At 38.4% G+C, this 16,586-nt stretch carries 7 protein-coding genes and 1 pseudogene; 7 read left to right on the top strand and 1 reads right to left on the bottom strand.

Features of this window, described 5'->3' with window-relative positions:
- The first annotated feature begins 14 nt into the window (after nucleotides 1-14).
- The 7 genes and pseudogenes from brxL (at nucleotide 15) to AC5YD2_RS09450 (ending at nucleotide 15,170) form a co-directional block, all read left to right on the top strand.
- Entirely contained in the window at nucleotides 15-2,054 is a 2,040-nt protein-coding gene (gene brxL / locus AC5YD2_RS09480) for a protease Lon-related BREX system protein BrxL (RefSeq protein WP_004281990.1), read from the top strand.
- 63 nt (nucleotides 2,055-2,117) lie between these two features.
- Nucleotides 2,118-6,848: a PDDEXK-like endonuclease domain-containing protein gene (locus AC5YD2_RS09475; protein ID WP_496126097.1), complete on the top strand. Its 4,731-nt coding sequence runs from the start codon at nucleotides 2,118-2,120 to the stop codon at nucleotides 6,846-6,848.
- 1,012 nt (nucleotides 6,849-7,860) lie between these two features.
- Entirely contained in the window at nucleotides 7,861-8,454 is a 594-nt protein-coding gene (locus tag AC5YD2_RS09470; RefSeq protein ID WP_496126096.1) for a hypothetical protein, read from the top strand.
- 104 nt (nucleotides 8,455-8,558) lie between these two features.
- On the top strand, nucleotides 8,559-11,288 hold the full coding sequence (locus tag AC5YD2_RS09465) for a type VI secretion system Vgr family protein (RefSeq protein WP_496126095.1): 2,730 nt from the start codon (nucleotides 8,559-8,561) through the stop codon (nucleotides 11,286-11,288).
- Nucleotides 11,288-12,325 (top strand): T6SS immunity protein Tli4 family protein, encoded by a 1,038-nt coding sequence (locus AC5YD2_RS09460; protein WP_496126094.1) that lies wholly within the window; start codon nucleotides 11,288-11,290, stop codon nucleotides 12,323-12,325. Before AC5YD2_RS09465 ends, AC5YD2_RS09460 begins: the two co-directional genes overlap by 1 nt.
- Before the next feature lie 8 nt (nucleotides 12,326-12,333).
- On the top strand, nucleotides 12,334-14,208 hold the full coding sequence (locus AC5YD2_RS09455) for a lipase family protein (RefSeq protein ID WP_496126093.1): 1,875 nt from the start codon (nucleotides 12,334-12,336) through the stop codon (nucleotides 14,206-14,208).
- Between the two features lie 101 nt (nucleotides 14,209-14,309).
- Nucleotides 14,310-15,170: pseudogene (locus AC5YD2_RS09450) on the top strand (IS982 family transposase).
- Nucleotides 15,171-15,233: 63 nt separating this feature from the next.
- Here AC5YD2_RS09450 and AC5YD2_RS09445 read toward each other — a convergent pair.
- A complete protein-coding gene (locus AC5YD2_RS09445; RefSeq protein ID WP_496126092.1) occupies nucleotides 15,234-16,481 on the bottom strand; it encodes a tyrosine-type recombinase/integrase in 1,248 nt (415 codons plus the stop codon).
- Nucleotides 16,482-16,586 lie beyond the last annotated feature (105 nt).

Below are 16,586 nucleotides of genomic sequence, written 5' to 3'. Positions count from 1 at the left end.
AGAGCGTAGCCTACATGGAATCTGCTAACGATAAAGAACTGGATCAGCTGCTGAATGAACACTTTGCCGGGCGAGTGGTACGTAAGGATCTAACTAAACTGATCAAAGAAGGGGCCAATGTCCCTGTCTATGTACTCGAATACCTGCTGGGAATGTACTGTGCCTCGGATGACCCCGAGATCATTGAACAGGGACTACGTAACGTAAAGACCGTACTGGCTGAGAACTACGTCCGTCCTGATGAAGCTGAGAAGGTGAAATCCCTGGTTCGTGAACGGGGCAGTTATAAGGTCATTGATCGGGTGACTGTAAAGCTGAATGAGCGTAAGGACAAATATGAAGCTTCCTTTAGTAATCTGGGCATCAAAGATGCCGAAATCTCGGCAGGCATAGTCAAAGAGTATGAAAAATTACTTGTTGGTGGTATCTGGGTCATTGCTACGCTCAGTTATTATTTTGAAGAAGGACAGACCAGTTCTCCATTTGGGGTGAGTTTACTCAAGCCGATTCAAATGCCGAATATGAATATGGATGAACTCTTCAGTGGCAGAGCAGCATTAAGCACGGATCAGTGGCGCGAGAGTTTAATCCGTTCGATCGGCATGGAACCGGCTTCGTTAAAAGAGGACGTGCAATGGCACCTATTAGCGCGTATGGTTCCGTTCGTTGAAAATAACTATAACGTCTGTGAACTTGGACCACGCGGTACCGGGAAAAGCCATATTTACAAAGAGTGCTCACCGAATAGTATTTTAGTTTCGGGTGGACAAACCACCGTGGCCAACCTGTTCTATAACATGAGTAGCCGCCGTATTGGTCTTGTTGGTTTATGGGATGTGGTAGCTTTTGATGAAGTCGCTGGTATTTCCTTTAAGGACAAAGATGGCGTACAGATCATGAAAGACTACATGGCCTCAGGATCTTTTGCCCGTGGTCGTGAACAGATGGAAGCCTCAGCTTCGATGGTTTTTGTGGGTAATATTAACCAAAGTGTTGAATCCTTGGTAAAAACCAGTCATCTATTGGCTCCTTTCCCGGAAGCCATGATTGATTCGGCATTCTTCGATCGTTTTCATGCTTATATCCCCGGCTGGGAAATTCCAAAAATGCGTCCGGAATTCTTTACCAACCGTTATGGTCTAATCGTTGATTATCTGGCTGAATTCTTCCGGGAAATGCGTAAGCGTAGTTTTGCGGATGCCATGGAGAAGTACTTCAAGCTAGGGAATAACCTGAATCAGCGTGATGTGATCGCCGTTCGCAAGACGGTTTCTGGATTGATGAAGCTGCTCTACCCACATGGTCAGTTTAACAAAGAAGATGTACGGCAATGCCTGGAATATGCACTGCAGGTGCGCCGTCGGGTCAAAGAACAGCTGAAGAAAATTGGGGGGATGGAATTCTATGATGTGCATTTTAGCTATATCGACAATGACACCCTAGAAGAGCATTTTGTTTCGGTAAAAGAGCAGGGTGGAGGTGGACTTATTCCCGAAGGTCCTGCTAAACCAGGCTTCCTGTATACCATTGGCCTCAGTAATAAGGGCATGCCAGGCTTATACCGCTTAGAACTGCAAGTCACTAAAGGTTCAGGAAAATTGGCGACATCTGGCTTATGGAATTCAAGCAGTGCCAAAGAACAGGTCAAGATTGCTTTTGATTACTTCAAGGCCAATGCATCCCGGATCTCGGGGGGCAGTAAGGTGCTGGAACATGATTTCCATTTACATGTGGTGGAATTACAGAATACCGGCCCGCTCAGCCATCTTGCTCTGCCAAGTTTAGTGGCTTTTGCTTCTGGCCTGTTAGGACGATCGGTACAAAGTCAGATGGTGGTACTGGGTGATATGAGCTTGGGTGGTTCTGTGACACCGGTGGAGAGTATTGCCGAATGTCTGCAAGTTGCTTTTGATGCGGGTGCCAAGAAGGTTGCTTTGCCAATGAGTAGTGCGGCAGATATCCCAACGATTCCTGTGGAACTGTTTACCAAGTTCCAGACCAGCTTCTATGCAGATCCGGTAGATGCGGTGTTTAAAGGGCTAGGGGTGGATTGAGTTGATTCTGTATAAATCAGTTAAAGAGAAAAGCTTTTGAAATGATTAGGAAATATGAATCACATGAAGGATTTAATAACAGCTATTTTGGTTAAACAGCCCAAACTTACTGCTAGAGAAATTGCCAAAACTCTTGGTATTGAAAAGAAAGAAGTGAATGCTTTTTTATATCAAAATCAAGATATATTTTCACAAGATGAAGCCTTTTGCTGGTCTTTAGCTATAATTCCGTCAGTTAAAAAATTAGAAAGACCAATGATGAACTCTGAACTTGAATTAAATGATATTGTTAAAAATAAACTGATTCAATTGTTGGATTATGTATCTCATCAAGCTGAGGATACTCAAAAAATTCAATATGAAATGAGTGGTAATAGATTTTATTCTCATGATCTAGAAAAACTTCGTGGCTTAAAAATTCTGAATGATGACGATTGGTGGTTCCAAATTGAACGATTACAGCTTCAATCGATGCCGAAACCATCTGAAATACTCTCTTCCTACATTCATGTAGATGCCGAAAAAGAACCCACTGTTAATTTTTCTAGTTTAAATAAGATTGTATCTTTCAAAAAAGTTCATCAATTCCGCTTGCCCTACAGTAGCGTGGCATGTGATTTGATTACTAAAATTGACATACTTCAGGAGCTGTTCAAAGAATTCGAAAGCTATCAAAATATTTGGGAAGATTGGAAACAAAATAACGATGAGATTAAAAAATCTATTGTTGTTTACGACAAATTATTCTCATGGAATACAGCGATTAATTTAGGTGGAACAGGTGATGGTGAAGAAATTGTTGCAGGCTTTGGCTTAGTTGACTGGGTACTTCCAACGACTCAAAAATCTTATTCATATCCTCTTATGACTATCCCGTTAGAAATGGAGATAGAAAAAAATGGATTAATACGTGTAGGTGCCAAAGATACACGTGCCAATATAGAAATGGATGCCATCTTATTAGAGGATGATCTGCCTACTTCAGGACAAGTAAAATTAGCTTTAAAAGAAAACTTAAATAATGGTCGCTCATTACGCCTATTTGAAGGCGAAACTTACTCTGATCTAGTTGATGCCTTCGTCGCGAATATTTTTTCAAAAGGAGCAATTGTTGAGGCAGAAAATAGGGCTATACCATCTAAAAGTCTAGCGGTGACATTAACATCAGTATTGTTTAGTCGTCCTAAAAGGAATTCTATTTTAAGTGATGACATTGAGTTATTAAAAACTAAACTTAATGACCCTTCAGTGGCTATACCTGAACAACCTTTATCGTTAGTGACAGAATTAAAAAGCGATATTAATCAAAAAGAGACTTATAGTTTTAGGGGGCGTTCTGGTACTGAAGGATTCGGATCAAAAGTTGAAGAGCTTTATTTCCCGCTGCCTTATAACAAAGAACAAATTACTATTGTCCAGAATCTGCTAACCAGCAGTGGTGTAGTGGTGCAGGGTCCACCAGGTACAGGTAAAACACATAGTATTGCCAATATTATCTGCCACTATTTGGCGAATGGTAAAAAAGTACTGGTAACTGCACAGCAGTCACATGTCCTTAAAACAGTACATGAAAAGATTCCTGATGAATTAAAGCCTTTAGTAGTCAGTCGCATTGGTTCAAGCAAAGAAAGTAAAAATCAGCTTGAATCTTCAATCGATTTGATTGTGCAAAAAATTACCCAGATGAATGTTGCAGAAGTTCGAAAAACGATCGAAGTTCTAAAACAACAAATAGATTATAACCATCATGAAATGGCTTTGATTGATCGAGAAATATATAACTTTGCAGAAAAGCATTATCAGAATATTGAGGTAGATGGTAATAAAAAATTACCTATGGATATCGTGAAAACGGTATTAGAAAGTAGGGTATCTTACGAATGGTTTACCGACCAATTAACTTTGGAGGAAAAAGACCAGTTTCCTTTTTCCCAGATTGAGTTGATTCAATTGAGAGACTCAAGAAAGAAAATCGGTACAGATTTACCATACATAAATTATGGTCCTCTGCCAGCTCCTGAAAAGCTGTTAGATTCGGCGAGTCTGAAGAAATTAAGTGAGTTCTTAAAAGAAAAAGATGAGATTGAGGAATTCTTAAAGCAAAATGACCTACATAATTTCAAGGAAACTATTTCTGAATCAGAAATTAATGAGCTAAGAGATTGGTTAAAGATTTATCTAGAAGATCTAAACTTTGTTCTTGATCATGCAGAACCATGGTTATTGAGCTATTTCAAGAAGATAAATGCAGAAGATAAGGCTATGGAACTTGATATCTATAGTAACCTTATTCAAGAAGTTCAGCCTTTATTGGAATACAGGAAAACGCTACTAATTGATCCTATAGAGCTGAATTTTGAGATACAACCAAACTCAAAAGAATATCAAGCTGTTCAACGTGCTGTTGATACAGGTAAGCCATTTAATTGGTATCATTTTGGTACTGCTGAGTTACAAGACCTTTTTAAGTCAATTAAAGTTTCTGGAAAATATCCTGATACATCGGATGAATGGAAAAGACTTAAAGAATATCTTGATAGAAGGCAGACTCTTAACGTCTTTATGAGCAAATGGAATAGTATTGCCGCACAATTAGACATTCCTTTAATTGAGTTAAATAATCGTAATATCGATGAAATATTAAAAGAGTTCACCCAGCTCATCAGTAGAACCCAAAAATGCCTAGATTTAAAAAATAAATATTTGGATTTATTTAATGCGAATTATCTAAAAGTTTTTAAGAGAGCTAAATCTTTTGATTTCTACGGATTACCTAAAAATATTGATGACTTAATTCAATTGTTAGGGCAGAAATTAAAAATATTTAATTTAGAAGTCTATCAACAACAACTGGCTGATCAAATCCTTTATTTATCAGAGTTTGGTAATAAGATATCAAATCAGTTACAAAAAATTGTATCTCAGATTGATTCCAATTCATTATATGAAAGTGAACTTGGAGAGTATGCTGATCTATTAAAAAAATTATCACATTTAAAAGATCTAACTGAAGATTTTGAAAGAGTTAAATCCGCCAGTATTAGATTGAGTAAAACAAATGCTTTGATTGTTAGTAAAGACATTCTTGAAATTCCGTACGCTGAAGAAATTGAGGATCCTGTATTACGTAATACACTGCTAGAGGCTTGGGAGTGGAAACGTCTTGAGATTTTTGTAATGGCCATCAGTAATACAGGTCAAATTGAAAATTTGTATGAGCGCCGTCGTATTCACGAGAAGAATCTATCTCAAAATTACGCTCAATTGGCAGCAAACAAGACATGGCTGGCATTAAAGGAAAATGCCTCAGACAAAATTTTAGTTGCATTACAGCGTTATAAAATTGCTGTACAACACTATGGAAAAGGGACAGGTAAGAATGCTCCACGTTATAGAAAAGATGCTCAAGTAGCCCTTAAAGAGGCAACAGCAGCTATTCCTTGCTGGGTCATGTCACATCTTCAGGTATCTGAATCTATGCCTGCTGAATTAGGCCTCTTTGACTTAGTGATTGTGGATGAGGCATCACAATCATCAATTGACGTATTACCTGTTTTAATGCGTGCTAAAAAATTATTAGTAGTGGGGGATAATAAACAAGTTTCTCCGAGTAATGTCGGTCTAGCAAGTGCTCAAATTGATGTATTAAGAAATCGTTATCTACATGGTCAGCCACATGCTGCATATTTAACACCAGATATGTCTTTATACGACATGGCTTCTTCTATCTATGAGTCAAGTGTGATGCTTCTAGAGCATTTCCGCTGTCATCCTGCGATCATTAGTTACAGCAATAAAAACTTTTATGGTAACCGTATTAAGCCAATGCGATTATCGAAGAAATCTGAGCAGTTAAGTCCAGCTTTAGTCGCAATTTATACACCGCAGGGGTATAGAGAATCTAAAAATAGCAAACATATTAATCGAATAGAAGCGAAAGCAATTATTGAGGAAATGAAACTTCTTCTTAAAGATGAACGATACGCAAATAGATCAATCGGTGTGATCTCATTGTTGGGACCGGCGCAGGCTGAGTTCATTCAATCAGAAGCTTTGAATGAATTTGGTGCAGGTACTCTTACCCAAGTTCAATTTGCTTGTGGGGATGCTTCAGCATTTCAGGGTGCAGAAAGAGATATTATTTTCTTATCTATGGTAGCAGATCCTCAGAATTGTCATGCTTTGAGTCGATCCGATCATGAACAGAGATTTAACGTGGCTGCAAGCCGTGCTCGTGAACGGATGTATCTCGTCCATTCCGTGAGTCGTGATCATATATCTCCAAAAGATCTAAGGCTGAATTTACTCAATCATTTTTATGATTTGCAAGAAGATCAAAAAGCATCATTTGAAGCAAAATTAGACTTGTGTGAATCGGAGTTTGAAAAATCTGTATTTACGACACTCCATGAAATGGGTTACACAGTTACTCCACAGGTTAAGGTTGGAAGCTATCGAATCGATTTAGTCGTTGAGTCAGATGGTGATCAGCGTTTGGCTGTGGAATGTGATGGTGATAGCTATCATGGGCCAGAACAATGGCATGATGACATGACTCGTCAACGTGCTTTAGAACGCGCAGGATGGACATTCTGGAGATGCTTTGCATCGAGTTGGTCCATTGAACGTGAAAATATGATTATGTCATTAAAGGAAAAACTTGATGCAATGGGTATAAAACCTACACATGGAATGAGTAGCTTAACTCAAGATGTAGAACACAAAGTGTGGGTAGATGCCGAATCTGAAATGAGTGCGGAAAGTGACATCGAGAAAGATTTGTTAATTCTTTAATTGTACTAGCTTGTATTTAAATGGATTCGCTAGCGGACACTTACGTAACTAAAGATTACAGTAGTAATCTTTAGTTCATATATTTGTATATGGAAATAGATTAAAAACAAAAAAATAAACTTCTCTTGGCTGCGTATTCTTGAATGACTGTACCAGTCATTCTTGTTCCTGACATACCAGTACAATAATTTAACTATTAATGGGACTAAACGGGATAGACTGAGTTAAAGTGGGATGAGGTTTTAAACAAATTTTCATCTTATAGACTTATTGATATTTTCATTACTCTGTAGCTTAAATAAGATTCAAAAAAATTAACGTTAAAAATGAGATGATGTGAGTAGAGATAAAAACAAATAGGAAAATATAAACTTTTTAAAATAAAAATTATACAGGATTGGAACGGTGAAGACTGGGATGTTTATAAAGAAGAAAAATCTTTAGCAGGCATTACGATCTATCAAGGCTGGCCATATTCACTAACACCCCGAGATGGCATAGGTGGTCAGTTTTCATATATTTTGACCGCTGAAATTGCTGATTTTATTAAAACAAGTTCAATTACTAAGTCTGTGCAGAAACTTGGTTTAAGCAACAGTGTTGTCGCTAAATTCAGACGGAAACTTGATATTCAAAATAAGTTCATTTATCGCAATAACCAATGGTTGCTAGAACATAAAGATGAACTTTTACATGACAGTCTACAAACATTAAAAAAAAATATGGCTTAAATCGAAGTCAAGTTTACCAACATAAAAAATGGCTGGCTGAGCTGATCAATATTCCAGCAAATAAAGTAAAAAGAAAAAAAGAATCAGATGCTGTTAAAGAACAGTGGTTTATCGAAAATAAACCTAAAATGATCAACATGTCGATGAAGGAGATCGCATCTGAATATAACATTAGCATCTTCATTGCAAAAAAGGCCTATAACCGCATACAAGAAGAATTAGGGGGTTTAAGTTTTTCTGAAAAATTTCAACAAAATAAAAAAGATAACTTGCAATGGCTTATGGAAAATCAGGACGTACTCTTAAACCAAGGTAAATCTGTTGCGGAACTGGCAGAGCATTTTCAAAAAACCAGTGGTCAGATTTTACGAGCTAAAGCCAAATTGCGAGAACTTTTAAAGATCCCTAAAATACAAGAACAAAATCAAGCCTGGTTACTTTCCAATCAATCTCTTTTACAAGACGTTACACTGAAAAAAGAAGAGTTAGTACAAAAATTAGGGATTTCCCCTAAACAAGTATCTGGAAAAAAGAAACAGTTAAAAACGTTGCTAAATTTACCTCGTCATAATGATATGGTTCAAACGTGGCGTTTGCAGAATCAAAAGATTTTACTTGATCTCCATTTAACCATACCTGAAATTGCCCAAATACTTGATCGAAATGAAAAATACATCGTAACAAATAGGATGATTTTAAGAAATTTTTTAGGTATCACTAAACAAGATCAAAAAAAAGCATGGGTACTTGAACATCAACATGACTTAACAACACTGAGTATTGAAAAAATTCAAAAAAAATATGGCATTGGGCGGTATGTTGTAAAATTCTACAAAAAGCTTTTAACTGAACTGAAACAAAATACAATTGAATAATGTTTGAGCGAAAATACTCATTCTGTTAAACTTTTCTAATGAATAATAAGGTCATAATAATAAGGTCATAATAATAAGGTCATAATAATAAGGTCATAATAATAATGTTAGATAATATTTTTGGCATTTTAGATAAGTTAGGCTTCGGAACACAAAAACGTGCCATTAGCGCTCAATTTTCAAATTCTCAACTCAACTCTCAGATTATGCTACAGCGTATTGATGGCTATCATGGCGTCAATGAAGGCTTATCTGCTGAACTCATTTGTCTTTCGACCAATCCTTTTATAGAGCTCAAACAGTTTATTGGTTCTCAAGTTGCAATAGATCAAGTGACCGATTCAGGGCAACTGTTTAGAACGACTGGAATAATTACAGGTGCCTCTCAAGGTCAATCTGATGGGGCATTCACGCTGTATCGGTTAACGCTTCAAGATCCAACGAGTTTATGGCACAAACGGCGTAATAGCCGGGTGTTTATGAATAAGACGGCAATTGAGATCTTTGAAGTGATCTTTCAGGAATGGCAATCTAAAAGTGCTCTGTTTGCAGCGAGTTTAAAGCTGGATCTTGGTGGATTATCGAAGTCTTATGATGTACGACCATTTTCAATGCAGTCGAATGAATCTGATTATGACTATTTGACTAGATTGCTCCGGGAAGAAGGTGTTAATTGGCTGGTCGATGAAAACAAATATCTGGTACTCAATAATCATCAGTCGATCGAACCTCAAAAATTACGTCTGATTGATGACAATACGCATCTCAAATCGTTGCAACGTGGATCTATACGTTATCACCGCACGAATGCCACTGAAAAATATGACAGCATCACCAATCTTATTGCCCAACGTAGCCTGAACTCCACAGCGATTCATGTACAACGCTGGCAAGCAGATAGTTTGAGTCAAGAAGATGCCAGTGGTTCCGTCATCAGCTCGCACAAACACAGTGATCAGCGTGACAATGTGAGCTTAAGTCTCGAACAGGCTTGGACTATATCACCAGCATGGATCAATGATCTCAAAGGTGAAGATCAAGCCACGGCTTCCAGCAACAATCAGATAGAGAAGTTAAACAAGCAACTCAATCAATATCAGGCGTTGAAATCCAAGTTCTTCAAAGCAACCAGTAGTGTCCGTGATACCCAAGTGGGATATTGGTTTGAATTAAGTGATCATCCTGAACTGGATAAAAACCACGGTGGTAGCGATAAAGAATTCATTATTCTCAGCAAGCGTTTTTATAACCAGAATAACTTACCTAAAGATATTCTGGACCAGGTGAACAAGCTGCTCACTTTAAGTCATTGGGAAACATCCAAAGACAGTGAACAAGAACGTCAAGCCAATGAACTTGAACTGGTGCGTAAGAATATCGCCATTGTTCCTGAATATGATCCATTAACAAATCGCCCGATTGCGTATGTACAACGTGCCAGAGTGACTACAGACGGCGAAGAAGTACTGGTCGATGAATGGGGCCGCATCAAGGTTCGGTTTTTATTTACCCGATCTGAAGATCATTCACATGACGGTGGTGCTGGTGCAAACGACAGCGATACCGACTCAGCTTGGGTGGATGTTCTAACGCCGTGGGCTGGTGAGGGCTATGGTGCTCGGTTCCTTCCACGTAAGGATGAGATCGTGGTGATTGATTTCTTTGACGGTAATGTTGATCGTCCATTTGTGACTGGTCGTATACACGAAGCCCAACGGAGTCCGACCAAGTTTGATGTAAAGGGTCAATTGCCAGATACACGGCGCTTAAGTGGTATACGCAGTAAAGAATTTAATGGCGAAGGATTTAACCAGCTTAGGTTTGATGATACGACCAATCAAATCAGTGCTCAGCTCCACAGTAGCCATGAAGCAACTCAACTTAATCTAGGGAACATTAGTCATCCAAAAGAATTAGAAACAAGCGATGGGCGAGGTGAGGGCTTTGAATTGCGCTCAGATGCGTTTGGAGCCATTCGTGGGGCTAAAGGTGTACTGATCACCACCCAAGGGGCAAAAGATGCAAAAGGGGCTCATCTGGATCGTTCTGAGGTGATTTCCAATCTTAAGACGACCAAGGGGACCAATGAAGCGATTCAGAAAGCCGCAACTGGGCATGAAGTGGATGAGCCTGAATTGGACCAGCAAACACGGCTCAGCGAAGAAGTTGAAGGCTGGCAAGATGGGGACACCCCTTTACTAGTCGCACATGCGACAGATGCTATTTTGATTGATAGTAACAAGGGTGTGGTCACACAAGCACAAGACAATATCGACTTGAGTACCCCAAGTAGCGTCCAAATGTTTGCAGGCCGCAACTTCCTTGCCAATGCATTGGAAAAAATCAGTATTTTTGCCAAGAGTGCCGGGATAAAGATGAAAGCTGGCAAAGGTGCGGTTGAAATCCAAGCTCAGGACGACAAAATGACCATTTCTTCACAAGAAATGATGCACGTATACGCCGTGAATGATTTTGTGAAAGTGGAAAGCGGTAAGGGTGTGCTTATTACAGCTGGCGGTGGGTATATCAAGATGGAAGGTGGCAACATCGACATCGTTTGTCCGGGTAAGATCTCGCTCAAAGCTGGGCAAGTTGTAACGATGAAAGGGGCTTCACTTTCAAGTGATCTTGCGGATATGCCAAAAATGCAGATGGATTACGATGAGCAATATATCGTGCGTAACCGTGCGGGCAAAGCTATGCCGAATACAAAATATAAAATGACGACTGCTGATGGAAAAGTTATTACTGGTGTAACCGATGCTGAAGGTAAAACGCAGAAGGCTACGTCTCTGTCCATGGGCAAAGTGATTCTAGAGATCTTAGAAAATTAATGTTTAAGAATTTACAAGAAGGGAATAAAGCAATGAAAACCAGTATGAAACTTGTCTTATTGACTGCCATGACTTTTGGTTCAGGTTGCTCCCACGCTAAAAATGGGTCAGAGAGTACAAATATAATGATGGATATGAAAAACGCTAAAGATTGGTGTGCTGGACGTTACACCATTAAAATCCCTAACACGGCGCAACCTTTTGCTGGGGGTGACAAATTTAATTCTTTTATTATTGAAAGCAGAGTTGGGGCCAATGCTTCAGATCTAAAAAATGCCTATAAAGATTTGGTTCAAGACTATACCAATAGTGTTTCAACCATAGTTCTCAATCCTCCTGAAAAGAAAGTAGGATCTAAAACAGTTCAGATTTTTGCTGCTAAAGCTGGACGTATCAAAGGGGCATCGTTGCAAATGTATGCCTTAGTCCTAGACCGTAACGTATTGTTTGAGCTGAAAGTCCCATTTCTTCCTGAAAAGCAACAAGTTGTCTTAGACGAACTTGATTATATTATTGCAGGCTTAAGCGCACGAACTAGTAATTCTATTCCGAAAGAAAAAGGGGTTTGTATTGCCAATGGATTTATCAAGGATAATGGATCTAAATTCAGAAGCAGCACTCATACCATTGCATTCTTAGATAAAGCTCATCCGTCTGTCAGAATTTCAATGCAAGTGGATGCTGTAGCGAACCAGTTGCCCGATCTTATTACCCGCACTGAAAAGAATCTTAAAAAAGAGGGTGTGTACCATGTTACCAAGACTTCTTATAAGACCATCAGAAAAGGGGAGAAACAACAAACTGGTGGCGATAAGTTAAAGGGCCTGGAGTGGATAAGCACAGCGCCAATGAAAGGACAAAACGGTGTAATTGCGACTTGGGAGCACAATGGCACAGCTAAAAATGCTTTAGATCCTGCAGTCATGTTCGACTTTGATTCTGGATTCGATGGTAATAACATCGAAACATCTAGTCTCAATGAAAAAGAATCAATAAAAGCTTATGAGCAAATACTCAATACAATAAGAAAATTCTAGGTATAAAAATGGTTATTGAACGAGATTCATTAGAAAGTAAAGGTGATGTATTCACCTCAACAACGACACCTAGCACCAATGAAACTTTAGCTAATGCAACGATTGGACCAAAGTTTGTTATCCCAATTGTTTTTATACCGGGAATTATGGGTTCAAATGTAATGTCCAAAGACGGAATAAAGGTCTGGTTCCCTGCAAATGGAATACTCACTGGAGCATGGTCGGCATTTGATGGAGCTGTTTTTCGTTCAGCGAAAGACCGCCAAAAAGAACTTGATCCCGATAACACCGTGGTCAGTGACACTGGTGATATTAAAATTGGCAAAAAAGATAAAGCAGGGATTACAGAGGAAATTGCTCGTGCTCGTGGATGGGGTTCTGTCTGGTGGGAAGGGTATGGAGAAGGCTTACTCTTTATGGAGCGCTATCTAAACAAGGGGCTAATAGCAGCCCCTAATACGACCAGTCTTCCTGATTTCGAAACTAACGATTTCATAGGTACAGAGCCTTGGCGTTTCTTTACAAGTTTTGAAGGCAACACTGATCCATCTAAAGTTGCTAACGCTTGGAACCCAACAAAAGCCTTTGAAATGCTTACCAAGGATGAATTTGAGAATTTAGCAGATTATGCATTCCCTGTTTTCGCTGAAGGTTATAACTGGCTCCAAGACAATAGTATTTCGGCAAATTTAATTGCTCAAAACATGAGTGGCAAAATTAAAGCGCAAGTTGCTAAAGAATTTCCAAAAGCCACTTTTAAAAAATTTATAGTCGTTACCCATTCTATGGGCGGCTTAGTCGCAAGAGCGCTTATCAATAAAGGAAGTGTCTCATCAGATATTTTGGGTGTCGTGCATGGTGTTATGCCTGCCTCTGGAGCCCCAACCGTCTATAAACGCCTAGCAACAGGATGGGACGGCTTTAAAACAACAGGCAGTGGTATTGATGCAATTGCAAAGTATGTTTTTGGTGCATCTTCTGAAAAACTTACCCCTGTGTTGGCTAATTCACCGGGAGGAATGTCTCTATTACCCTTTACCAACTTTATGACGACACATGAATCCGCACCCAAGACAAAAATTAAACCGTGGTTACGTCTCATTGCTCGTAATATGCGTGGCGAAAAAATTGTCGCAACATTACCTCAAAATGATCCATTTGAGGAAATTTATGGTGATCAGACAAGCTGGTGGAGAATGATTAATCTGGACTTCTTAGATCCGAATGCGTCAATCGCAAAGCAAACAAATAATACGCCCCCTGCTGGTACAGGTAGTGTTGTTGGTATAGGCGGTGTGCCATCTGAAGATAAGGCAGATTTAAGCCGTGATGAAGTATTAAGCAATAAAATTCTCGATACAATTGATATAGTCGATAAGTTCCAAAGTAAGATTGCCGATAGCTACCATGCTAATACTTTTGCACATTACGGTAACGATCCCAAGCATTTAGCTTTTAATGAGGTTGTATGGGAAACGGATCAGCAAATCGAAATTGAAACTCCAGATGACCTAATTGCGTATCAAGGAATGAGTGTTTCCGAAGTAGGTGAGCAAACGGTTGATCCAATTACTGGCCGCACGAAATTACCAACCATCGTTATGAACGCTGATGAAAGTGAGGACTTGTTTAAAAAAGATGGTGAACGGCGAATTTCACGAAAGGGAAAATCAGATGTTGTATTTAAGCTAAACATTAAGCCTAACCCAATTACAGGATATGGTGATGGAACGGTATGTAATCAGTCCGCTGCCGATGTAGATCGTGGATCTGCTAAACAAGTATTTCTCATTAATGGCTATGAGCACTCTAAAAGTTACGGAAATCCAGAAGTTTTAAAGAGTGTACTTTATTCAGTGGCTAAGCTGGTCAAACTTATGTAAGGAAAATAATTAATCCTAATCAAGTAGTAGAAATTTAGTTGAAAAAAAGATGACTGAGGTGATAAGTGAATTACTACACAAACTATTCAACCAGCCATCCTATGTTCGAGCTTACAACTTTATGCTGTACGATTGACGATTTTTTTCAGAAAAATGAAGCCTTCTATTGGCAATCTTTAAAACAATAAAATCCGAAGTTCAGACAGAGATTTGGTGTTCTATGCTTGTCTGAAATCGCCTTTATTGCTATTTGACACAAAAGATCTCAACTTCATCATTTCATAGCATTTTATGGAATGATAAAGGGCTTCTAATCCAAGCTTTTTTTTAAAGCATTATCATCCTATCAGCGGATGATTTATTTGATCAATCAGCATCAACTCGCACTTTAAGCATTGCATATTTCTCTCACTACCAAGACTCAAACAAAATGTACTTGGGTCAACTCTACAACTTTGCCAGTATGTAAAAATCAACGTGTTTAAAGTCATAAATCTTCAAAACAGATTACCATACGAGGAAAAAGCTCCATGGGTTGGTTCTATGTATGCAAATTGCATGTGTTAGTGGATGCTAAGGGAAAAGTTATTCAGATTAGACTCTCAAATGGCCATACCTCAGATAAAAAGATTCTGCCTAAGCAAGCTCACAGCTATGGTGATAAGATGTTTGGCGATCGAGGCAACATCAGTGAAATTATAAAAGATAAATTCTCAAAGCAAGATATCGAATTAACTACCTATCATCGCAAGAATATGCGACCAGATTAACTATCATGGGAGCATGAGTTCATACTGAAACAGCGTAATAAAATAGAGAGGATTTTTAGCTTATTGGAGCAACAATACGGTCTAGTAAGCAGTCGCCATCGTTACATTTCACGTTATTTTACAGGGATTTATGCATCGTTATGTGCTTATCAAATCTGTCATCAAAATAAGCCTCAATTTACAACAATGTAAAAATAGGTTTATCCATGATTCGGGTTAATTAAAATAATCGGAAGTTATTGCGGCTAATACAGTTCAATTGACGCCACCTCTAACACAATTCAAAATCCAATCCTCATATTCTTGTAGCGTTTCCCGAAGCATATCCATAGGCCTTACTATATAGTGTCTTTCAACTAATGCGCTTGGTTTATGACCTGATATTTGTGCTAAAGATCCTTCATTGATTTTTGCCCATATGGCTAACGTTTTATACGACCTTCTTAATCCATGGGGAGTAAGTCCAATATTTAGTTTTTTACAAATTTTCTCTAAGCTATCGTAAGGATTAACAATATGGCCACATTTAGCGCTCTTACTGCTAAATATGAATTTAGAATCGGAATTTTTCCTTAGTTCTAAAAGTAGGCTTTCAACATATGTAGTCAGAGGAATTAGGCGACCTTCATCTTCAATTTTATCTCTTACTTTTGCTGTTTTCCAACGAAAATCGACATCTGTCCATTTTAATGAAAGCAGCTCATTCTTTCTGCAACCGGTGATTAAACTACATATAAAAAAAATCGCAATTTTTCTACTAGTTAACTTATTTACCTCTTCAAACCATGGTTTTAGGTGCTGTTTCATCAAACAATCATTTTTGGCTTTGGGGGAAGGGACTTTATCTTTAACTTTCTTAGCATTATATGATTTTGAAGGCACTAAGTTTTCGTAATCATCGTGTTCCTCACACCAATTCAGGAAAGCTCGTGTAAGTCGGTATGCTTTAGCTGATGTTGTTGGACGGAAGTCATTGTGATCAAGCCAATCGCAAAATACATCTGCAGTTAATTCAGAAAGTTTGTATTCAAACAGTTGATAAATGGGTTGACTGGTATAAACAGTATTTTTTTCAAGATCGTAACCACCTCGAGATAATTCGATATGGTCCTGATAACTTCTTGGTCGCCAATTAGGTTGTCTTGCTTTTAAATATTCCAACCATACATCTTTAAATTTAATCGTCTTGCGTTTCTCTTGTTTTAGCAGTTCTTTATTATCAGCTAAAGCTTTCTTACGCTCGATCAATGGGTCAATCCCTTTGTGACACATAATAGCCAATTCTTGTGCATACTTACGAGCGTCATCTAATTTCCATATATCAACGTCACCAATTTTGATACGACGGTTTTGAAGACCAATACGACCTTGGAAAATGTAGCTTTTATTATTTTTAGGTGTAACTTTAACACCAAATCCAGGTGTTCTCTCATCCCAAAAGAAAGTTGGTTTAGTTTGGTCTGAACAATCAATTTTATCAATAGCGGGTTTTGTTAGCTTCATTTTAGTAAGCGTCTGGTAAGCAAGTAGTAAGCAAAATCAATATATATTAATCTACAAAAAGAGTGAATAGTAAACTTCGTAAAATAAATAAATATATGATATTAT

This window comes from Acinetobacter sp. CY73 (assembly GCF_059515865.1).
This window is presented reverse-complemented; position numbering and strand designations above follow the sequence as displayed.